The 20,591-nt window shown below is 52.6% G+C and carries 19 protein-coding genes; 6 read left to right on the forward strand and 13 right to left on the reverse strand.

The window, feature by feature from the left end; translation table 11 throughout:
• Window positions 1-3 precede the first annotated feature (3 nt).
• From Q3Y66_RS18205 to Q3Y66_RS18220, 4 genes are all read left to right on the forward strand, one after another.
• The gene (locus Q3Y66_RS18205) at window positions 4-954 is read left to right on the forward strand and encodes an ABC transporter permease (protein WP_008957155.1); all 951 of its coding nucleotides are present in this window, start codon (window positions 4-6) and stop codon (window positions 952-954) included.
• 28 nt (window positions 955-982) lie between these two features.
• A complete protein-coding gene (locus Q3Y66_RS18210; protein ID WP_008957154.1) occupies window positions 983-1,861 on the forward strand; it encodes an ABC transporter permease in 879 nt (292 codons plus the stop codon).
• A gap of 27 nt (window positions 1,862-1,888) precedes the next feature.
• Window positions 1,889-2,818 carry a glyoxylate/hydroxypyruvate reductase A gene (locus Q3Y66_RS18215; RefSeq protein ID WP_008957152.1) on the forward strand — a complete coding sequence of 310 codons (930 nt, stop codon included), beginning with the start codon at window positions 1,889-1,891 and terminating at the stop codon, window positions 2,816-2,818.
• Window positions 2,819-3,025: 207 nt separating this feature from the next.
• The gene (locus tag Q3Y66_RS18220; protein ID WP_008957151.1) at window positions 3,026-4,453 is read left to right on the forward strand and encodes an FAD-binding oxidoreductase; all 1,428 of its coding nucleotides are present in this window, start codon (window positions 3,026-3,028) and stop codon (window positions 4,451-4,453) included.
• A 121-nt stretch (window positions 4,454-4,574) separates the two neighbouring features.
• On the opposite strand, the gene Q3Y66_RS18225 is transcribed toward Q3Y66_RS18220, so the two are convergent.
• The 6 genes from Q3Y66_RS18225 to Q3Y66_RS18250 form a co-directional block, all read right to left on the reverse strand.
• Window positions 4,575-6,008 (reverse strand): NAD-dependent succinate-semialdehyde dehydrogenase, encoded by a 1,434-nt coding sequence (locus Q3Y66_RS18225; protein ID WP_008957150.1) that lies wholly within the window; start codon window positions 6,006-6,008, stop codon window positions 4,575-4,577.
• Window positions 6,009-6,228: 220 nt separating this feature from the next.
• Window positions 6,229-6,954, reverse strand: coding sequence for an ABC transporter ATP-binding protein (locus Q3Y66_RS18230; protein ID WP_008957149.1), 726 nt, complete (start codon window positions 6,952-6,954; stop codon window positions 6,229-6,231).
• Entirely contained in the window at window positions 6,954-7,670 is a 717-nt protein-coding gene (locus Q3Y66_RS18235) for an ABC transporter ATP-binding protein (protein WP_008957148.1), read from the reverse strand. The genes Q3Y66_RS18230 and Q3Y66_RS18235 overlap by 1 nt, the downstream gene beginning before the upstream one ends.
• A complete protein-coding gene (locus Q3Y66_RS18240; RefSeq protein ID WP_008957147.1) occupies window positions 7,648-8,601 on the reverse strand; it encodes a branched-chain amino acid ABC transporter permease in 954 nt (317 codons plus the stop codon). Before Q3Y66_RS18240 ends, Q3Y66_RS18235 begins: the two co-directional genes overlap by 23 nt.
• The gene (locus Q3Y66_RS18245; RefSeq protein ID WP_139041524.1) at window positions 8,598-9,485 is read right to left on the reverse strand and encodes a branched-chain amino acid ABC transporter permease; all 888 of its coding nucleotides are present in this window, start codon (window positions 9,483-9,485) and stop codon (window positions 8,598-8,600) included. The genes Q3Y66_RS18240 and Q3Y66_RS18245 overlap by 4 nt, the downstream gene beginning before the upstream one ends.
• A gap of 33 nt (window positions 9,486-9,518) precedes the next feature.
• Window positions 9,519-10,703: an ABC transporter substrate-binding protein gene (locus Q3Y66_RS18250; protein ID WP_008957145.1), complete on the reverse strand. Its 1,185-nt coding sequence runs from the start codon at window positions 10,701-10,703 to the stop codon at window positions 9,519-9,521.
• Window positions 10,704-10,889: 186 nt separating this feature from the next.
• On the opposite strand from Q3Y66_RS18250, the gene Q3Y66_RS18255 reads away from it, so the two are divergent.
• The gene (locus Q3Y66_RS18255; RefSeq protein ID WP_008957144.1) at window positions 10,890-12,305 is read left to right on the forward strand and encodes an amidase; all 1,416 of its coding nucleotides are present in this window, start codon (window positions 10,890-10,892) and stop codon (window positions 12,303-12,305) included.
• Window positions 12,306-12,419: 114 nt separating this feature from the next.
• Here the strand turns inward: Q3Y66_RS18255 and otnC are convergent, their stop codons facing one another.
• From otnC to Q3Y66_RS18285, 6 genes are all read right to left on the reverse strand, one after another.
• Window positions 12,420-13,067, reverse strand: coding sequence for a 3-oxo-tetronate 4-phosphate decarboxylase (gene otnC / locus Q3Y66_RS18260; protein WP_008957143.1), 648 nt, complete (start codon window positions 13,065-13,067; stop codon window positions 12,420-12,422).
• Window positions 13,068-13,071: 4 nt separating this feature from the next.
• Window positions 13,072-14,370 carry a 3-oxo-tetronate kinase gene (gene otnK, locus Q3Y66_RS18265; protein WP_008957142.1) on the reverse strand — a complete coding sequence of 433 codons (1,299 nt, stop codon included), beginning with the start codon at window positions 14,368-14,370 and terminating at the stop codon, window positions 13,072-13,074.
• Between the two features lie 19 nt (window positions 14,371-14,389).
• Window positions 14,390-15,880 carry a tripartite tricarboxylate transporter permease gene (locus Q3Y66_RS18270; RefSeq protein WP_008957141.1) on the reverse strand — a complete coding sequence of 497 codons (1,491 nt, stop codon included), beginning with the start codon at window positions 15,878-15,880 and terminating at the stop codon, window positions 14,390-14,392.
• Between the two features lie 14 nt (window positions 15,881-15,894).
• Window positions 15,895-16,380, reverse strand: a complete 486-nt coding sequence (locus Q3Y66_RS18275) for a tripartite tricarboxylate transporter TctB family protein (protein WP_008957140.1) — start codon at window positions 16,378-16,380, stop codon at window positions 15,895-15,897.
• Window positions 16,381-16,489: 109 nt separating this feature from the next.
• Window positions 16,490-17,458, reverse strand: a complete 969-nt coding sequence (locus Q3Y66_RS18280) for a tripartite tricarboxylate transporter substrate binding protein (RefSeq protein WP_008957139.1) — start codon at window positions 17,456-17,458, stop codon at window positions 16,490-16,492.
• A gap of 103 nt (window positions 17,459-17,561) precedes the next feature.
• Window positions 17,562-18,863 (reverse strand): flagellar biosynthesis protein FlgA, encoded by a 1,302-nt coding sequence (locus Q3Y66_RS18285; RefSeq protein ID WP_238528477.1) that lies wholly within the window; start codon window positions 18,861-18,863, stop codon window positions 17,562-17,564.
• A 377-nt stretch (window positions 18,864-19,240) separates the two neighbouring features.
• On the opposite strand from Q3Y66_RS18285, the gene Q3Y66_RS18290 reads away from it, so the two are divergent.
• Window positions 19,241-19,939 (forward strand): GntR family transcriptional regulator, encoded by a 699-nt coding sequence (locus Q3Y66_RS18290; RefSeq protein WP_008957137.1) that lies wholly within the window; start codon window positions 19,241-19,243, stop codon window positions 19,937-19,939.
• A gap of 374 nt (window positions 19,940-20,313) precedes the next feature.
• Here the strand turns inward: Q3Y66_RS18290 and Q3Y66_RS18295 are convergent, their stop codons facing one another.
• Window positions 20,314-20,514, reverse strand: a complete 201-nt coding sequence (locus Q3Y66_RS18295) for a hypothetical protein (protein WP_008957136.1) — start codon at window positions 20,512-20,514, stop codon at window positions 20,314-20,316.
• Between the last annotated feature and the right edge of the window lie 77 nt (window positions 20,515-20,591).

Genomic DNA, 20,591 nt, shown 5'->3' on the forward strand with positions numbered 1-20,591 from the left:
AAGATGGCTGGATACCTACTAAGACGCCTTGGACAAAGCATCGTGTTGCTAATCATCGTATCGATGATCGGCTTTGGCGTATTACACCTCACACCCGGTGGACCGTTATCACAATTCGCGCTGACGCCTGGTATGACGCAAGAAACCATGAACAGAATAGCGGAGCAGATGGGACTGAATCGGCCTTTGCCGATTCAGTATCTCGACTGGGCCTGGCGAATGCTTCAGGGGGATTGGGGCATCTCATATCGTGATCAAGAACCGGTTCTCAAGGTGATCAGCAGACATATGTTTGCGACTTTCTTGCTCATGATCAGCTCTACGGTGATCGCAATCGCGCTGGGTACCTGGATCGGGATCAGGGGTGCTACGCATCGATATTCGGCCTTCGATTATACCGCCACCGTCGGTGCGATGATTGCTCTTTCAATACCCACTTTCTGGTTTGGCCTCGTCGGCATCTATATCTTTTCACTGGAACTTGGATGGTTGCCCGCTGGCAATATGTACACGATTGGCAACGAATCTGTTCTGGACTATCTCCATCACCTCGTTCTTCCCAGCATCGTCCTTGCTCTAGTCAACATTGCAATTTGGAGCCGCTACATGCGTACCGCGACGCTGGACGTAATCAATCAGGATTTCGTCAAGACTGCACGCGCCAAGGGTGTAAGTGAGCGGCGTATATTGATGAAGCATGTGGTGGGCAACGCGCTGTTACCGATGGTCACTCTCGCGGGGATGCAACTACCTAATCTGCTGAGCGGGGCGCTGATCACAGAAACAGTTTTCACTTGGCCTGGCATGGGGCGTCTATTTCTCGATAGCCTCAGTTACAACGACTACCCCGTTGTGATGGGATTGTTGATGTTCTCGGCGATCATTGTGCTACTGGGAAATTTGATCGCCGATATTGTTGCCGCCGCCATCGATCCCCGCATCCGCTTGGCCTGACGAGCGATACGCTGAAGGAAACGACGATATGACAGCCGTCTCGATTTCACAGAATTCCCACCATTGGTGGAACAGCCGTGGCATGAAACGGTTTGCCCGCCACCGATTGGCAATGATCGGCGTTGTGATGCTGCTGATGCTGACCGTAGCCTGCATCTTTGGTCCATATCTGTTGCCTTATGACAATTTGTTCATCGACCTGCCTGCCCGCTTTGCCGCGCCGCTGACAGGCGATCACTACCTTGGCACCGACCCGCTTGGAAGAGATATTGCAGCCCGGTTGCTAATGGCGGGGCGGATTTCGTTGCTGGTTGGATTCTTTGCGATGGTGTTATCGACATTGATCGGGACTGTGATCGGTGTCGTCGCAGGTTACTATGGTGGCACGGTCAATTCGGTTCTTATGCGTTTTGTAGATGCTTTTTTGGCATTTCCTTCGATCTTTCTGTTGCTGGCACTAGCAGCTTTCATCAATCCTAGCCCCGTAATGATCACCGTCATTATCGCCGTTACAAGCTGGATGGAAATAGCCCGCATCGTCGAAGCCGAGGTGAAATCCCTGCGTGAACGTGATTTTGTCCTAGCGGGGAGAATGCTGGGTCTGAGCAACATGCATATCATGTTTCGTGAATTGTTGCCTAATCTGGTCGGCCCGATCATTGTCGCCGCAACCCTGACCGTCGCACGGGCTATCCTGCTGGAAGCTTATATCAGCTTTCTTGGCTACGGAATCCAGCCCCCGTTGCCCAGTTGGGGCAATATGCTGAACGGCGCGCAGCAATACCTAGCCACAGCCCCTTGGCTAGCGATTATTCCTGGCATTGCCATCACCATGGCAGTGACCAGCTTCAATTTCATTGGTGACGGTTTGCGTGACGCGTTGGACGCGCGCACTGATCCCGCCTGAGATACGATTGTTCATGAGGGAGTTCGTATGACGTTTCTTGCCAACATGGATCGCAGGCGTGGAGAGATTCTGCGGGATCTTTTCGAAGACCTGGTTCCAGATATTGAAGTGGTTCTTGCTGGCGAAGATTTCGATCAGACCGCCGTACGCTATATGTTAACTTGGAGTGTGCCCGAAGATATTAAGATTGGCTGGCCAGCTCTCGAAGTGATCTTCTCGCTGGGTGCGGGTGCGGATCAATTTAATATGATGGAGCTTCCTGACAGCGTGCCGGTGGTTCGTCTAGTCGCTGATGATCACGCTGCCATGATGCGGGAATACATTACCATGGCAGTGCTAGCGCTACACCGTGACCTGCCCGGCTATATCGACCAACAAAAATATCAAGTCTGGCAACAAGTATCGGTGCCACCGCCTGCAGCGGACAGGCGCGTTGGGGTCATGGGATTAGGGCATCTTGGTCGCAGTGCTCTTGATGCGCTAGCGCCTTTCGGCTTTACACTGTCGGGGTGGGCGCGTAGCCCACATGATATTGCCAAAGTCACTACTTTCCATGGGGAAAACGGCCTTGGTCCGTTTCTGGCGCAAGCGGACATTTTGATTTGCCTATTGCCCTTGACCGATTCGACCAAAGATATCCTGAATGCAAGCTTGTTTGATCAGTTGCCGCCTTCCGCTGCACTTGTTCATGCCGGCCGTGGCCAGCAACTGGACCACGACGCGTTGATTACGGCACTTAATTCCGGCAAGTTGCGCAGCGCTGTAATCGACGTAACCGACCCAGAACCGTTACCTAAGGAACATCCCTTCTGGAACGATCCGCGCATTATTCTAACGCCGCACATTGCATGCATTACGAGGATAGAAGCATGTATCCCTGTCGTGTGTGAAAATATCCAGCGGCACCGTCGCGGCGAAACGTTGGACTATGTGGTCAATCCGGCTCTTGGATATTGAAATCCTCCGTCCACTAAATCGAAAATTTTAGTGACGGATTCCCACTACTGGACGGCCATGTCCTATAAACCATGACTGTCGATTTTAAAGCTGCGAAATATCTACCGATCCCGAATGCATTTTGATGTGTAACACCATCACACAGTAGCGTCGCGCTAAGCGCGACTGACATTCATGACTTCGATACTATCCTCCACTGGAGCATACATGTCTGACGCTTTGAACCGACAAACGATCACTGAGGAGTTACTCAACACGCTGGTTTGCCAACTCGGGGCAGACTACGTACTGACCGAGGAATCCGACATGCTTCCTTACGTCCAAGAACAGCGCAGACTGTATCCGGGGTGTGCGTTAGCTGTGGTGATGCCGGCCTGTACCGCCGAGGTTGCATTCATTGTCGAGCAGTGCCGCGAGCATAACGTTCCGCTGGTACCACAAGGCGGGAATACAGGCCTAGTCGGAGGCGGCGTACCGCAGCAGAGTATCGTCGTTGCCTTGGGGCGCATGAATCGCATTCGTGATATCGATCCTACTAATGCCACCATCACCGTGGAGGCGGGCTGCATCCTGCAGGTAGTACAAGACGCCGCACAGGACGCCGGACGCCTATTTCCCTTGTCGCTTGCCGCAGAGGGATCATGTCAGATTGGTGGCAATCTGGCCACGAATGCCGGCGGTATCAATGTACTGCGATATGGTAATGCTCGTGATCTGGTGCTCGGATTGGAGGTGGTTTTAGCCGACGGTAGTGTCATGAACAGTTTGACGGCGTTACGCAAGGACAACACCGGATACGACCTTAAGCATCTCTTCATCGGCTCTGAGGGCACGCTGGGCATCATCACGGCTGCCGTTCTCAAGCTTTTCCCCCTGCCCCGGGGTAAAGCCACCACCCTGGTCGGCTGTGATTCTCCGCACCAGGTGCTAGCACTGTACGAACATATGCGGGACCGGCTCAGCGATACCCTGACAGCTTTCGAATTCCTGCCACGCTTTGCGATGGACGTCGTGCTTTCTCACATTCATGGTGCACGTGACCCTTTCAGCCTGAGCTACGCGTCATACGCGCTGATCGAACTGACGACACCGAATGCCGACCTTGATCTGAATGCACGACTGGAAGTGGCCTTGGCAGACGCCTTCGAGAATGACGTAGTCCGCGATGCCGTTATCGCGACTAGCAGCACGCAATCCAAAGCGTTATGGCGGCTGCGTGAAGGTGTCGCGGAAGCACAAACAGCTGAAGGGGCATCGATCAAGCACGACATCTCCGTTCCAGTGTCGAGCATCGCAGATTTCATCGAGGCCGCGAGTGCTGCCTGTCTAACGATCCTTCCTGCATCCCGCATTTGCGCCTTCGGCCATGTCGGTGACGGCAATCTCCACTTCAACATCAGCCAACCTGTAGACATGAATGCTGCTACATTCATGGACCTGACGCCCCGGTTTAATCGTGCCGTTCACGACTTGGTCGCTGACATGAACGGCTCTATTTCGGCAGAACATGGTATCGGACTCGCCAAGCGGACCGAGTTGCGCCGCTACAAGGACCCCGTCGCCCTGGCCATGATGGAAAGCATCAAGGCGACACTGGATCCTCAGGGGCTATTCAATCCCGGCAAGCTGCTGTGAGCGAAAAAAGAAGAACCAAGCCTCTTTCAGCAGTGGTCGGCCACCAAGCTCCAAAGTTATCCCGCAAGCAGTAAATAAAATACCCGCTCGACCCACTTTTGAGAATGCACGGTCAAGTTGTTCACGCCCCTGCTTGTGAGATGAATCGCGTATCAAGATACGCGTCGATCGCCTCGCTGCCGCCTTCAGTACCATAACCCGAGTCTTTCACCCCACCAAATGGAGTTTCAGGCAGGCCGAAGCCTATGTGGTTGATCGTCAACATACCGCTTTCGATATCACGTCCCAGTGCCATCGCGGTTGCGTTGGAGCGCGTATAGGCGTAAGCGGCAAGCCCATAGGGCAATCTGTTAGCTTCCATAACTGCCTGTTCATACGTCGAGAAAGGTACCATCAATGCCAGTGGACCAAAGGGCTCTTCGCTCATTGCATTGGCATCCATTGGAACCTCGGAAAGGACAGTGGGCTCGAAGAAAAAGCCTTTTTGGCCAAGACGCTTGCCGCCGAGACGGACCTTCGCACCTTTCTCTATCGCGTCGTTAACGAACCGTTCGAGCGACTCAAGTCCTCGTTGATGGGCCATCGGCCCCATAGTCGTTTTTTCATTGAGGCCATTGCCAACTTTGATTTCGCTAGCAGCGGCAACGAACTTATCAATAAATCTCTCGTAGATGCTTTCTTGGATGAGAAAGCGTGTCGGCGCGATGCATACTTGGCCAGCATTGCGGAACTTGGCGCCAGCAAGCTGCTTAGCGGCAGCATCAAGATCGGCATCTTCAAAGACGATTACCGGTGCGTGACCGCCAAGCTCCATCGTTGCCTTTTTCATATGCTGGCCTGCTAACGCCGCAAGATGTTTGCCAACTGCGGTTGAGCCAGTGAAAGAGATTTTACGAATGGAGGGATGTGAAATTAGATACTCAGAAATCTCAGAAGGTATGCCGAAAACAAGGTTGACGACGCCTGCCGGCACACCAGCATCAGCATAGGCACGGATCAGCTCGGCGGGGGCCGCAGGAGTATCTTCCGGCGCCTTGATGATAATGGAGCAGCCCGCCGCCAGCGCTGCAGATAACTTACGAACGACTTGGTTGATCGGGAAATTCCAAGGTGTAAAAGCAGCCACCGGGCCAACTGGTATTTTTACTGCCAACTGCTGAACATTAGCCTGCCGCGAAGGAATGACTTGCCCATAGGTACGTCGCGCTTCTTCAGCGAACCAGTCGATGGTATCGGCGGCACCCAGCGTCTCCATACGCGCCTGTGCCAGCGGCTTGCCCTGCTCGGTTGTCATGATCATAGCAATCTTGTCAACACGCTCGCGTAAGAGTTCCGCGGCTCGGCGCATCACTTTGCTACGTTCAAATGGAGGAGTTGCCTTCCAGGTATTAAAGCCGTGCTCTGCTGCGTTGATCGCCAAATCGAGATCAACCTTCTCGGCGTGAGCGATATGACCAATGATCTCTTCTGTCGCCGGGTTAATTACTGGGATCGTCTTGCCGGCTATCGCACTACACCACTCGCCATTGATAAAAAGTTGTACATCTGAGTACATGATTACCTCTAATGTGTTCGTAGTTAGTGCCGGTAGTGTTACAAGCAAACATACCTGTAAGGCATCTTACCTATATCAAGAAATTTCTGGGATGGAAAGTGTAGTGGCCCAATATAACTACCCTCAGGCCTGCACCTCTTTGGGAATCGATGAAAATGCTCTCAGACGCTGGGCTCATCAGCTTGTATATGTGCTTCTGGGAGTCACTCCAACGTGTTAATCATAGCCCTAGATAGGCCTTCTTAATTTTTTCATTGTCCTGTAGTTCGCTAGACGGTCCATCCAGAACTTGATAACCATTTTCCAGTACGTAAGCGCGATCGCTCACCTGTAGTACCTGTTTAACATTCTGCTCGACCAACAAAATGGGCATGCCGGTATCGGCTACTCGGCGTATTGCCGCCATCACATCCTTTACTAATAAGGGCGACAATCCCAGGCTTGGTTCATCCAGCAGTAGCATCTTGGGGCCAAGCATGAGCGCCCGAGCAATCGCCACCATCTGCTGCTGCCCCCCCGAAAGTTGCGCAGCCTTTTCACGCGCGTACTTTTTAAGATCCGGGAACAGTCTATGAACTTTTTCTAGGTTTTCGTCGCGACGCTCGCGTGCAGAGGGTAATGAGGCGCCCAGCAACAGATTATCGTGTACCGTCATATTGCCGAACAGTTGACGCCCCATCGGTACATGCGCGAGTCCCAATCTCGCCATTTCATAGGGCTTACGCCCAGAGACTTCTTGCCCATCAAAATGAATGGCTCCTTTCCAGGGCTTGATCATCCCTGAAAGTGCTCGAAGGATCGTCGACTTACCGCTGCCATTACCCCCGATCAATCCCACCAGTTCACCCGCGCTGACCGTCAGGGAGGCATCGAAGACGACCTTTAATGAACCGTACCCAAGATCAACATTTTCGACACTTAGTACAGTAGCCGCTTGATCTGTCATCAATCCTCTCCCAGATAGGCGGTAATGACGCGTGGATCTTTGATCACCTCGTTTGGTAAACCCTCGGTAATTACACTGCCGTTTGCCATAACAATCACATGATCCGATAAGGCAATGATGGCCTCCATGATGTGCTCGACCATCACGATGGTCAGGTTCTGGTCAGTCAATTGACGCACAAAACCGATCATGTCTTTAAGTGCGGGTGGATTGAGGCCGGCCATCATCTCATCAAGGAACAAAACACTGGGTTGGACGGCCAGCGCTTTGGCGAGCTCAAGGCGTCGACGTCTGGCCAAGTTCAGATCCAATGCGGGTTGGTCATATCGATCGGCTAGGCCCACTTTTTCCAAAACGTCCATGGCCAATCGTTCGGCCTTCTTGCGTTTGGGCTCCTTAAGGAAGGCCGCGACCAGGACATTCTCAAGCAATGTTAGTTCTTCAAAGGGTCTTTCCGTCTGAAACGTACGCCCAATACCAACACGTGTGCGCATATACGGAGGAAGTCGGGTGATCTCTTTCCCGTATAAGTAAATGCGGCCTGCCTGGGGGGTAACGAAGCCCGTTAGGGCATTAAATAAAGTGGTCTTGCCTGCTCCGTTCGGCCCGATCAAACCAAGGATCTTGCCTTGTTCGACATCCAGCGAAACATCATTTACCGCGACGACACCACCGAACTTTACGGTGATGCCATCAGCTCTGAGCGCGCTTGGCATAAATCCTCCTAATCAAATAACGCGCTGGCTCGCCAACAATGCCACGAGGCATAAAGATAACCACAACCATAATCATCAAACCGTAAATCAGCATATTGGCCTCTGCGAACGTCGTCCGGAATATCTCACCCGAACCCACCACCAGCAGCGCGCCTACACAAGGCCCCCAAATGGTTCCTCGACCACCGATAATTGCCGTTAAGGCGATCTGTACTGACAACAGCAGGTAAAAGATAATGTGAGGTTCGATGAATGAGAGAAAAATCGCATAGATACCTCCTCCCAGTGCCGTTAATGCACCCGAGAGCATGAACGCTTTCAGCTTGACGGTGGTGGGATTTATGCCCGACGCCATGGCGGAATCTTCATCTTCTCGCACTGCGCGAAGCTGGTAGCCAAACTTGCTGCGCGATATAAGCATCACTACCAAGACGGTTATCGCCGCGAATGCCAGCGCCAGATAGTAGTTGACCTGGCGAGAGAAGAGATCCAGGCCGAAGGGCTCCGGCAATGTCATAATAAAGACCCCCGTCGCGCCGCCGGTCAACCAGCCTTCATTAATGGCGATCAGTCGAAAGATCTCAGCAATGGCGATGGTGGATAGTGTGAAGTAAGGCCCCTTGAGCTTGAAGGTTAAGCGTCCCCACAGGTAGGCCACCAGAGAGGCAGCGAACAGTGCCATCAGAACTGCCCACCAGGGAGCAATTTCATGATGGGATGTCCCCACTGCAACGAAGTAGGCGCCAAGTCCTACGAAGCTAGCATGGCCTAAGCTCACCTGGCCGGCCCAACCTCCCAGAATGTCCCAGGCGGTAGCCCAGCCAGCGTATAACAGTAAGGTAATGGCCACCGATAGATAGCCCGGGAACATCTGTGGATAAAAAATACCCATCAGCACCAGTCCGGCAAAAATGATGTAATGCTTTTTCATACGCGCTTCACCGTCTTACCGAACAGGCCCTCGGGGCGTAGTAACAGTATCAACAAGAACACCAGCAGCCCGTAGGCATCTCGGTAGTCCGATGTAAGATAGGATGCCCCCATCACCTCAACTACCCCCAGCAATAGCCCACCGGCGATAGCAGCCCCAATATTACCCAGCCCCCCTAACACGGTGACCACAAAGGCCTTGAGCGTGAAGATGGCACCTGAGAATGTCGGTGTGGCAAACAGCAGTGGAATCAGCACGACACCTGCGGTTACCGCCAGGGCCATACCAATACCGAAAACCACGGCTTCGATCCAACGGGTATTGATACCCACAAGTTCGGCACCCAATCGATTGTCAGCAGTGGCACGAATGGCACGGCCCAGTTCCGTATGGTTGAGTACCGTATAAAGTCCGGCAATCACCACCATCGTTGCCAGGCCCGCGAGCAGCAGGATCATTGAGAAGCTGACCTCCCCCAGAGAAACCGTACTGGAGGCATACGACACATTGACGGACTTGGGCTCGGCGCCAAAGGTCAGTAACAGTATATTGCCAATAACCAAGGCTAGCCCCAGGGTGACCAGGAGTGAACTTTCTGGCGGTGCTTCCATTAAGCGGGAGAGTACTAATCGCTGTAGTAATGCCCCGGTCATAAACCCAAGGGGCATGGCAACAAGTAGAGACAGGTAAGGGTCCCAGCCCAGTAGGGAGTTGAGCAACACGGCGCAATACATGCCCAGAATAACGAAGTCCCCGTGGGCGAAGTTGATTATCTTCATTACCCCGAACACCAGCGTTAGCCCTACCCCAATCAGCGCATAGACCCCACCGATCAATACCCCATTAGACAAGTTCTGCAAAAAGGATACATAGTCAAACATCATGATCTCTCTAGTTGTGCCATGCAGACGTCCCGATTATCGCTCGTCCCATACCGGTGTTGGGTACCGAACTTCTTCAGCAGCCAGGTCGGCTGGGAATACGGTGACGTGCTCACCGTCCTGAATCTGCAATACAAGGCTGCGAATCGGATTCTGTCCTTGAAAGCCGTCGAAGCTTTCAAACACAACATGAGTGACCGGTGTATCCAGGTCGGTTTCGGCTAGCGCATCTCTAACGTCACTACGCTCAAGGGAGTCGGCACGTTCAAGCGCATCGGCCGCCACGCGAAGTGCCAGATAACCCTCTGCTTCGTAGAAGGTAGGCTCTTCGCCCGTCTTGGTCTTAAGGCGTTCATAGAGATCTTCCACGCCCTCGTACTGAACGTCCTTGCTCCAACTCACCACAGTGGCCACATACTCGGCAAGATCACCCACCTGATCGACGAAACTAGGCAAGGCGGCACCGGTATCGATCGCCACAGCCTTGGGATTGAGGTTTACCTCACGCATCTGACGCGCAATAGCGACCCCATCTTCAGCGTAGGCAACCACATAGAGCAGGTCGGGCTCCTCGGAGCGGAAACGGTTGAGGATGGGTCGAAAATCAGAGGTGCCTTGATCGTAAGATTGGTCTCCCACGATTTCATAGCCCCGTTCTTCGGCTAAACGTGCGCCCTCTTCGGCCAAAGACTCCGGCCAAGCCCCATTGCCATACAGCATGGCGACGGTTTCCAAGCTATCGTCTTGTTCACGTAGGAAATCGAAATAGTCGAAATAGCTTTCGGCCACAATCGTTGAGTTGTGCTTGGCACGAAATACCCAGGGCGAGCCAGGTTTGGTGATGCTGTTGTCTGCGCTGCCGAGCACAATGAGCGGAATCTCTTGGCGGGTCATTAGCTGTGCCATCGGCCCAGTAATGCTTGATGCATAGGAGCCCATAATCAAAGGAACATCCTGTCGATTAAGTGACTCGATCGCTGCCAACGCACTGGTAGCTTCAGAGCGGTCATCTTGCACGACCAGCGCTAGAGGTTCTCCCCTCACCCCACCGCCTTCGTTGATTTCCTCCAACGCGACTTCCATTCCTGCCTGATAGCGTTCACCAAAGGCGGCGAAGGGACCCGACAAGCTGTTAATGACACCAACTTCGATATCAGCTAATACGGCGGGGGCCGCCAGAAGCCAGGGGGCCACGGAAGCGGCAGCGATCAACTTCTTCATTATTTTGTCTCCATCAAGATCTATAAAAACCACTTATGTCGATTTTTTAGTGGCATTTCGATTATTTGCGACTAATTATGTATAGACCAAGCTTGCTAACGGCTGCAAGACAAATCAATAAACGGTACGCACCCTTACACTGTCATGTACCGCTCTGGTCGCTCATTTATTAATTAAGGAGTTTTCATGACTATTCCTTCGGATCCAGTAGCGTCACTCGGAATCGCTGGCTTTGCCGCCGCGCTGCGCAGAAATGAAATTACTTCGGAGCAAGCGGTGAGCGCGTATTTAGCCCGTATCGACATATTGGATCCGTTACTCTGTGCCTATGAAACAGTGGATGCCCGCCGTGCTCTAGCCACGGCACGCGCCATGGATACGCTGTTGGCCAATGGAGTCGACTTGGGGCCGCTGATGGGGCTGCCGGTCTCGGTTAAGGATCTGTTCGTTATCGATGGGATGACCCCGCATGCTGGCTCCAATCTGCCTATTCAGGACAAGCTGGGCACGCAAGAAGGGACCTTCATCCGTGCGTTGAAGTCGTCGGGTTGCGTCATTCTGGGAACCACCCGGATGGTCGAGTTTGCGCTCGGAATAACGGGACACTCCGTCTCTCGTGGTACGCCCTGGAATCCGTGGGATGACCAGCAACATCGGCTGCCTGGGGGGTCAAGCTCAGGCGCTGGGGTTGCGCTCGCATCGGGTTTATGTGGCTTATCTATCGGTAGCGATACAGGAGGATCCGTCAGGGTGCCGGCAGCAATGTGCGGCTTATTCGGCTTAAAAACCACGGTAGGCCTGTGGCCCACTGACGGTGCCTTTCCCCTTGAGCCCAATACCGACTCCATCGGCTTACTCACTCGGACCGCTCAGGACGCTGCTATTGCCTTCGATGCGTTGAATGCCAGAATCAATCCGTCATCTCAAACCCATCATGCTTCGATAACCCCTGGTCAGCTTACGTTGGGCGTGCCAGTCAATTACTTCCTTGATGGCGTCGATGCGGAAATGAAAAACGCATTTGAACATGCCCTTTCAGGGTTTGAAGCAAGTGGGGTAAAGCAGGTTTCCGTACACGTACCTGATGTGGATGGACGTGAGCGTTACTTCCCTGTTGCCATGCCTGCGCACTTACTTGCATGGCTGGGAGAAGAGTTCTTTCTGGACCATAATGCGCTTGTCGATCCCATTATTCGTGCACGTATTGATAAGGGCATTGGTATCAAGGCCCATCACTACCTAACACTGGCAGAAGAGCGGCACTGTCATATTGAGGCGGCTAAATCTTTGTTTGATCGCGTCGATGTAATTGTTAGCCCTACCACTCAGGCGCAACCGCAGAAGCTTAGTGAACTAGAGGATCCTGACATGGCGATGCAGGCGGCGATGGGTATGACACGCAATACCCAGCCCGCCAATTATTTTGATTGGTGCGCCGTTACCCTACCAATGGGAACAAATTCGGATGGCTTGCCACTGGGCTTGCAATTAAACGGCCTAGGAAATTCTGATTCGAGGCTATTAGCCATTGCCGTCGCCCTAGAGGCTCTTCTTGATCCAATCTCACTACCCAAACCTTTTCATGGCCATTCGCTGCGTTGAGTAAGTTAGTACTACCAGCTCTTTGCTGGTGTTAGTGTCAGAGGAAAACCATGCGTTATCAGCTCACGAACTAATAGAGGAAATAGCCTGCTACGTGAGCCGGCTATGATTTGGTTAGTCTTTGGGAAAACGCTCTTCAAGTTCCGCTATCTGCTCGGGCGATAGGATGCGAGGGTTCTGGCCCTGCAATAATAGAAACAGCTTGGCTGTTTCCTCTAACTCCTCGGTGGCGTAAACCGCGGCCTCTAAATTTTTGCCAGCGACCACTGGGCCATGGTTGGCCAATAATACAGCACTATGCTGACCGGCCAGCCCCTTCACAGCATCCCCCAGGCTCGGGTCGCCGGGTATATGGTAGGGCACTAAAGGTAACTTCCCGACCCGCATCACGTAGTAAGCGGTCAATGGCGGAATGCAATCGCAGGGGTCGATGCCGGGTAGGCAGGATACAGCCACAGAATGGGTCGAGTGGAGATGGACGATCGCCTCGGACTGGGGGCGTTCCGAGTACATTGCCATATGCAGAAAGCTCTCTTTCGTAGGCTTGTCCCCTCCTTTCCAATGCCCATCCCGGTCAATTCGCGAAATACACCCCGGATCCAGGCGGCCCAGGCAGGCATTAGTGGGCGTCATCAGCCATCCACCGTCATCAGTACACACACTGATGTTGCCACTGGAGCCCATAGTCAGGCCGCGATCGAACAGAGATTTACCCAGGGTGGCGATCTGTTCGCGAAGGCGATTCTCGTCGTGAAGACTCATGGCGTTATTTTCCTTTGGCCCGTGTCTCTAGAACCTCGAAGGCGCGTGAAAAAAAGTCTTCACTGCCAAAGTTGCCCGACTTCAGTGCCAGGGACAGCGGCGCGTCCTTCCCTTTCAAAGGCGCCTGGGTCCAGGGCACGCCAGGGTCGATCTGATCGCCAATGCGAAGCTGGCGTATGCCCAAGGCCGAGACCACGGCACCCGATGTCTCGCCACCTGCGACAACCAACTGCCCTACCCCTTCTGAAACCAGTGCCCGGGCTAACTCACCCAATGCCTTTTCAACCAGCTCACCGGCCTGCTCGACCCCCAACTCCGCCTGGGCAGCCTTGACTCGACCAGCATCGGCGGAAGCGTAGACCAATACCGGCCCACCGTCAGTGAGGTGCCCACGGGCGAAGGCAAGTGCGTTCTCCAGGTGAGCGGGATCCTTTGCCAGCAGCAGCGGGTCGAGTGCCATCCCTGGATAACGCTCAAGGAAATTGGATACCTGGCCCAGCGTCGCCTTGGAGCAGCTGCCGGAAAGCACCAGGGCACTGCCGGAAGCCGGCGCTAGGCGCCCCGGGTCGCTGACCTCGGTCAGCCACCCCTTGCGCCGGTAATGCTCAGGCAGGGCCTGGCCAAGACCGGAGCCACCTGTGACTAGCGGATAATCGACCACGGCCTCGGCAAGCACGTCCAGATTGTTTTCGTCCAGGGTGTCGCAAATTACGTGACGAATACCATCGGCAGATAATTTATCGAGGTGTACACGAGTCGATGCTGCGCCGCTGGATAATACTGGATAAGCAGCGAGACCGACTTCATGCGGAGTCTGGCGCCCCAAAACGCGTACCAAGCTGGCGTCTGTCATCGGCGTGAGGGGATGATGTTGCATGCCACTCTCGTTGAGCAATCGATCCCCTACGAACAGGTGGCCCTGATAGACGGTGCGCCCGTTGACCGGAAACGCCGGTACCATCACCGTCTGCGATGCCCCCAGTTGTTTCATTAGTGCGTCGGCAACTGGCCCGATATTGCCCGCATCAGTAGAGTCGAATGTGGAGCAATACTTGAAGAATACCTGCCGGGCGTTGTGCTCCGTGAGCCATACCAACGCGGCAAGCGAATCCGACACTGCTTGAGCGGCCGGAATAGAGCGTGACTTAAGCGCTATTACCACAGCATCGACATTGTCGAGGGTGAAGTCAGAACTCGGTACGCCGATGGTCTGCACGCAACGCATACCAGCACGCACCAAGTTGTTGGCAAGGTCCGTAGCACCGGTGAAGTCATCGGCGATGGCTCCCAGGACAAGCGTCATGGAATTCTCCCTTTGCAGATTAAGTATTCGCTGCCTTCAGCTTTGCCCGCTTGCGCAAGGGCACGACAATGGCGGCGGTGAGCAGCAGAATCGAAATAACAATCAATGTTGCGCTGATGGGCCGCTCGAAAAAGATCGTAAAATCGCCTCGAGACATGGAGAGAGACCGGCGTAGCTCACTTTCGGCAATAGGCCCGAGAACAAGACCTAGAATAATCGAAACCAGAGGGAACTTGAGCTTTTCCAGCAGGAAGCCGAGAACGCCAAACCCTAACATCAGCCAGACATCAAACATCGAGTTACGGACTGAGTAAGTGCCGATGATGCAGCACATGACGATGATAGAACCCAAAGCCGAGTACGGAATGTTCAACAGTCTCGTGAACAAAGCAATGAATGGCTTTGAGAACAGCAAGATCATGAAATTGACGATGAACAGCCCGGCAAACACGGCATAGACCAGATCGCTACTGTTCACCATGAACATTGGGCCAGGCTGCAAGCCGTGCATAATGAACGCACCGAGGATGATAGCGGTCGTTCCACTTCCGGGGATGCCGAGGGCGAATAGAGGAACCAAGGCACCCATCGCAGCGGCATTGTTAGCCGCTTCGGGTGCAGCAATACCCTCCGGCGCCCCTTTGCCAAATTGCTCAGGCGTCTTTGACCAACGAACGGCTTCGCTATAGCTAACCATGGCAGCCGTGCTGGCCCCGATGCCGGGCAGGATTCCAATGATGACACCAATTAGCGAGGAGCGCGATAACGTGACGCCAATTTTACGTAAGATAGCCATATCGAATATCTTGATGGAAACCTTCTTAATTGGCTGATGGATCTCCTCACCCAAGGTACGCTTCATGACTTCCGAGATGGCAAATAACCCCACAATAACGGGAATCAACCCCACCCCTTCAGCAAGCTCTAGACTGCCAAACGTGTAGCGACTGGTTCCTGTCAGCGGATCGAAACCAATGGTGGCGATAAACAGGCCGAGGCATGCCCCAATGAGGCCAAAGATCAAGCGTCCCCCCAAGGAAGCCACCACGGTGAGGCCCAGGACGGCCAAGGCAAAGTATTCGGGAGAAGAGAACTTGAGTGCGAACGACGCGAGCACCGGCGTGAATATGATCAAGGCAATGGTTCCCACCAAGCCACCGATGGAAGAGCTCAAGACCCCGATGCCCAACGCTTTCCCGGCTTGCCCCTGCTGGGTCATGGGATAGCCATCGAATGCCGTCATGACGGCTTCCGGTGTTCCCGGCGCACGGTAAAGGATAGCGGTTATAAGGCCTGAAAAAACGCTAGAACCATAAATGGCAGTCAACAGCATGAAAGCTGCGGTGGGATCCAGACCATAGGTGACTGGAAGCAGGATCACCACCAGGACTACCCCACTTATGCCAGGCAAGGCACCGCCTATAAAACCGATAAAGACAGCTGAGGTCAACAACAGGAAATTCATGGGCTGGAAAACCACTGCCAACCCGTTCAGAAAACTGTCGAGCATATTTAACTCCTAGATCAGGGCAGAGGAATTCCCAAAAGGTACGAGAAGACGCCTTGGATAAGTACGACAGCAACAATCACCGTCGCGAGGATCGCGACCCAATGACGGGCGCCCATTAATAAGGTGCCGAAAAAGGTGAAAATGATGGTAGCGAAAAGAAAACCAATGGCTTGCATCAGAATGGTGTAAAGCACGGCGACAAGCATCAGCAACCAGTGTCGGTTAGCTGCTATGGTCTGAGTTACTTTCCCTGTCTTGATATTGGCTTCGTTAGGTGAGCTCTCTTCTTCCTCGCCAGTATTTTTACGACCGTCTCGCCAAGTTGCCAGTAACAGAAAACCACCAAGTCCTAGCAGGGCGGTTAGCAGACTTAAAGGCCATAGACGTGGACCGATGAATGTCGAAACCTCTTCTGCACTAGGGAGTTGGAGAGTGGGTATGAATGCCACGATAGCAAGCAGTATTATCGCGGCAGAAAAAGTCATTACCTTGGCTTGCATGGTCGGGCCCGATGAAAAAGTGTCAATCAAATGACACGGAAATGGGTTTTAATAGATCAGGTTGGCCTATCCTGGCCAACCTGATTCACAAGTAAATGTTATTTAGCCCTCAGTTCTCTTCAAGAAGACGCTTATAGGATTCTAAATTTTGCTCCAACTGCTGGCGATATTCTTCACTGCCAAGCCATCCTTCACGATAATGAAGGTTTACGCGCTCTTCATATTCCTGATAAGCATCGGAGTCATAGACCTCTTTCAAAGAGGATTCTATTTTAGCCAAGATAGCTTCTGGCGTATCCGCGTTGACGAAGACGCCACGCTCATTGCCATCAATCAGTTCCCAGCCATGTTCAACCGTGGTTGGAATATCGGGGAAATTTTCCAGGCGCTCTTCGGCGAAAACCAGTATAGGCATCATATCGCCTGATTCCATGTAGCTTAGCGTCGAGCTAATTTCACCGAACATGCCATCAATGTTTCCCCCCATCACGTTAGCTGAAACACTGCCTTCTTCATCGTACGGAATAAAATTGATATCCAGTCCAGAGGCATCTCGAAATGACAAGAATGCCATGCGGTCAGGGCTTGCTGCGTGGGTCCCGCCGATGATGACCTCCCCCGGGTTCTCCTCGGCATATTCCTGGAAAGCCTCGAAGTCAGGGTATTTTTCGGGATCGACAATTAAGGTCATCACATCGGACTGCATCCGAGCGACCGGCGTGAGTTCGTCCAGTCCCGTGGGGTTCTGCCCAGCAGCTAGAGAAGTCACCAAGGTCGAGGAGGCGAAATCCAAGGTATGACCATCAGGCTCACTATTGGCAGTGCGCTGATGCGCGATAGCACCCGATGCTGAGGGTAGATTCACGACAGTGATACGGGTATCCAATAGCTCTTCCAGCATTGGCTTCACGGTGCGAGTAAAGTTATCGGTACCGCCCCCTGCTCCGGCTGCTACGAGGAACTGAATTGGCTTGGTAGGGTAATCCTCAGCATTTTCACTTGCGATGGTTACCGAGGCGTAGCCTACAATTGCCAGACCGAGAGAACTTGCCGCTAAGAGTGAATGTTTAACTAACATGGCATTCTCCAAAATGTTTTGTTATTTAGGGCGTCACTGTATTGGTTAGTGAACGAACAATGAACTAAGCATTTATTGTGTGATGAGTCTCCTTTTTAGGTTTCTACAGGGATGGCGCCGCTTCCTCGAAGAACATGGCATCTTGTTCAAGACGAAGCCGAAGCATATGCGAATCTGGTAAAGAAACATCAGCGAGAGTAATCGGCTGACCCGCTGCGACTGGGCGTACAATCTTAGCCTCAGGGAGCAGATAAAATGGTACAGGGGCAGACGCCGATAGCGGAGCCGCGCTATGCACTTCAGGCCGTAAACCTTCGATGTGCCGATGATGACCTTTCATCTCAAGATTTTGACCGCTAGCGAATTCTTGAGTGGCGCGAGCAATAAGATCGACATGGGGCTTAACCGCTGATCCGCCACCAGAAGGGAGCCCCTTCAGGACAGCATCCAACATGGAAATAGGCGCTTCCAGCCCCAGTAGATGGCGCGGAAGGTATACCATCGCACTGTTGCCACTGCGGCTAAGCACATGACCCTTACCACGCAGTAATTCCCAGGTTTCCTGGTCTTCACAGCGCACGACGACGAAAACACCGCCAGCAAAGCTGACCTCGTCGGGTCGACGTAGGCAATTGAATACCTCCAGGCGGCCACTGCCTCCTAATACCCCCCCAAACTCCTGATGATCGAGTAGAGTCGGAACCTCACCAGTCCGTAGCACTAAGGCATGGAAATCCGGTCGATCGGGGATAAGACCGGTGGCATTAGCTACATTGGTCATTTCGCAGAGATCCGGCACCGAAATTTGTGGGATCTCTTTAAGCGCCTCACTACGGGCCGATACGATTTCGATTTCCTGGTTTTCTGTGAGTGTCCAGAGGTTTTCAAAATCGGGAGCCGAATAGCGCTGACCGTTACACCAGACTGCGCCCTCTTGCTCCTCCCAAATGAAGTCATATTCACTGCTCTTCCCTGCAGCGACGACCTCGAAGCCTAGTGTCTGTGCCCACGTGACAAGCCCAATCAGCAAACTAGGTTGATCACCGTCTAGAGGGGTGAAAAGTCGTCCTTGTCGTTCGGCCAAGCGGGTCAAATAAGGTCCTACAACCGACTCAGTCTCCTTTGTCGCGATACCGACGTGCTTACCGGCCAGGATAGCGAGTTCGGCGTGCCGGGCACCCACACTTGGTATACCAGTTGATTCCACTAAAATGTCGAAAGGTAAGTGAGTAACGAGTTCAAGACTCCCTGAAGCAATGAAGCATCCTTTTTCCCAGGCTTCAGTTACCTGTGCCTCGTCATGGCATACCATTATTTTTTCGTCTGACACACCGGAAAGCTGTAGGGCACGAGCAGCTATCTCAGCATTTACGTCTACGGCGATACGCACGGATAGGCATTTCATCTGCCCGGCTTGACGCAAGATTCCACGCCCAAAGTCTCCTGCTCCGGCAATGCATGCCTCAACAACTCTCTCTGAATCAAAATGTTGCAAATAATTCATGACGTAAAACTGCCTCTCGGTTCTGGCTCGGTAAGGCCATAGCTACGATGCGTTAAATGCGTGCTTACGAAGCAAGACTGTTGTCATGCAATGTAGTGGTATACCATTTGAGAGGTCAATAATATCGCTCTCCTACTTTAGTCTTTAATACGCACTCGCCTCACTTAACGCACTGTTTTAAAATACATTGTTTTTTAGTTAAAACAAAAATAACGTTTGAAAGCATACTTTTGGTATGCCATTATTTTGGCCAATACTCGGATTATTGTGACTAACTAATGGAAGATATAGAGACTAAGAGCCGGGCTGGACTGGTAGAAAAAGTGGCGGACTACTTGCGCGAACATATTGTCATGGATCACTTCCAACCAGGACAGCGTTTGCCTGAGCGGACTCTGGCAGACCAGCTAAAGGTTTCACGAACGCCTATGCGGGAAGCATTAAAAACGCTGGCTGCAGAAGGATTAGTTGTCATCTCCCCCCATCGAGGGGCGGTAGTGGCTGATGTCAGCCCAGCAGATATTCAGGAAAAAGCATATGTCCTTAGCGTTCTTGAACAGGCTGCCGCCGAACTAGCCTGTATTAAGGCTACCGATGACGACATCGCTGAGCTGCAGGCTCTGCACTTTGAGATGAAAGCCGCTTTTCTGCGCCGTGATCGACAGAACTACTTTCGGCTCAATCAGGAAATTCATAATCGGATCGTATCTCTTTCGGGAAACGCCTCACTCGTAGAGATTCATGGCAACCTTAGTCGCCAGTTGTACCGAGTACGTTATCTCTCCAATCAGAAGAATGACAAATGGTCGGTTGCTATGGCAGAGCACGAAGCCATCATGGAGGCTATGGAAGCCAGAGACGCAGAGCGTATCGGCCGTGAATTGCGGAATCATCTTGGCAAAACATGGGTGAAGTACGCACATGAGGAGAATTTACAGGAAAACAATCAGGTTGGGATTGGCTCGACCCTCTCTTAAGCCAGATAGTGGTGACTTAACTTTTCTATGATAACTAATTGCCATCCCGCTAAATCTTAAGCTTTTGGGTGCCTTCAAGGGCCCTGTTAGATTAGAGCCAACGGCCTGATGCTTGCCGTGTTTAAAAATAGACACTGTCTGAATGAAGGTCACGCATCCCCTCCCTCCGCTTAAGTAGCGCTCAGCTTTAGAGCCCGATGCTACGACGATGGTGCTAGGCAAGAATAACGTATTTTAGGGATAGATATCATCGCCCTCACAAAGTTGTTTCTGTGGGTGCGTTTTTAATTCTGATGGTTTATCAATTAAAATTGTGAACACTGTATTCTTTGCGGCACTGACGTAATGGTTGATTTACACTCTTTTGTCAGCCTTTAGACGTTTGCCTGAAAGTCTCTATAACACATTGAATGGGCGCTTTCTGCGCTTTCCAGGATCGGAGGACAACCGCTGCCGCGCTTCACCAGGGTATTTTGGTAGTATTGATGTGCTGCTTCGAACCACTCATCTGTTAACTCTGGCGCTTCGTCAGCATCAATCCAGGTACTGTTCGTATCGCTGCCTTTCAAGTTCATTGGCGTACCTCTTAATGAATAATGTGGCGATTCTTGCGCGTTGTTTCCACACAATCACAGGCATCTTTCATCTACAA

The sequence above is a fragment of the Halomonas sp. HAL1 genome (genome assembly GCF_030544485.1).
GTDB classification, from domain to species: Bacteria; Pseudomonadota; Gammaproteobacteria; order Pseudomonadales; family Halomonadaceae; genus Vreelandella; species Vreelandella arctica.

Coding starts and splice junctions, on each gene's coding strand:
- Q3Y66_RS18205 (WP_008957155.1), top strand. CDS start 4: ATGGCTGGATACCTACTAAGACGCCTTGGACAAAGCATCGTGTTGCTA.
- Q3Y66_RS18210 (WP_008957154.1), top strand. CDS start 983: ATGACAGCCGTCTCGATTTCACAGAATTCCCACCATTGGTGGAACAGC.
- Q3Y66_RS18215 (WP_008957152.1), top strand. CDS start 1,889: ATGACGTTTCTTGCCAACATGGATCGCAGGCGTGGAGAGATTCTGCGG.
- Q3Y66_RS18220 (WP_008957151.1), top strand. CDS start 3,026: ATGTCTGACGCTTTGAACCGACAAACGATCACTGAGGAGTTACTCAAC.
- Q3Y66_RS18225 (WP_008957150.1), bottom strand. CDS start 6,008: ATGTACTCAGATGTACAACTTTTTATCAATGGCGAGTGGTGTAGTGCG.
- Q3Y66_RS18230 (WP_008957149.1), bottom strand. CDS start 6,954: ATGACAGATCAAGCGGCTACTGTACTAAGTGTCGAAAATGTTGATCTT.
- Q3Y66_RS18235 (WP_008957148.1), bottom strand. CDS start 7,670: ATGCCAAGCGCGCTCAGAGCTGATGGCATCACCGTAAAGTTCGGTGGT.
- Q3Y66_RS18240 (WP_008957147.1), bottom strand. CDS start 8,601: ATGAAAAAGCATTACATCATTTTTGCCGGACTGGTGCTGATGGGTATT.
- Q3Y66_RS18245 (WP_139041524.1), bottom strand. CDS start 9,485: ATGATGTTTGACTATGTATCCTTTTTGCAGAACTTGTCTAATGGGGTA.
- Q3Y66_RS18250 (WP_008957145.1), bottom strand. CDS start 10,703: ATGAAGAAGTTGATCGCTGCCGCTTCCGTGGCCCCCTGGCTTCTGGCG.
- Q3Y66_RS18255 (WP_008957144.1), top strand. CDS start 10,890: ATGACTATTCCTTCGGATCCAGTAGCGTCACTCGGAATCGCTGGCTTT.
- otnC (WP_008957143.1), bottom strand. CDS start 13,067: ATGAGTCTTCACGACGAGAATCGCCTTCGCGAACAGATCGCCACCCTG.
- otnK (WP_008957142.1), bottom strand. CDS start 14,370: ATGACGCTTGTCCTGGGAGCCATCGCCGATGACTTCACCGGTGCTACG.
- Q3Y66_RS18270 (WP_008957141.1), bottom strand. CDS start 15,880: ATGCTCGACAGTTTTCTGAACGGGTTGGCAGTGGTTTTCCAGCCCATG.
- Q3Y66_RS18275 (WP_008957140.1), bottom strand. CDS start 16,380: ATGCAAGCCAAGGTAATGACTTTTTCTGCCGCGATAATACTGCTTGCT.
- Q3Y66_RS18280 (WP_008957139.1), bottom strand. CDS start 17,458: ATGTTAGTTAAACATTCACTCTTAGCGGCAAGTTCTCTCGGTCTGGCA.
- Q3Y66_RS18285 (WP_238528477.1), bottom strand. CDS start 18,863: ATGAAATGCCTATCCGTGCGTATCGCCGTAGACGTAAATGCTGAGATA.
- Q3Y66_RS18290 (WP_008957137.1), top strand. CDS start 19,241: ATGGAAGATATAGAGACTAAGAGCCGGGCTGGACTGGTAGAAAAAGTG.
- Q3Y66_RS18295 (WP_008957136.1), bottom strand. CDS start 20,514: ATGAACTTGAAAGGCAGCGATACGAACAGTACCTGGATTGATGCTGAC.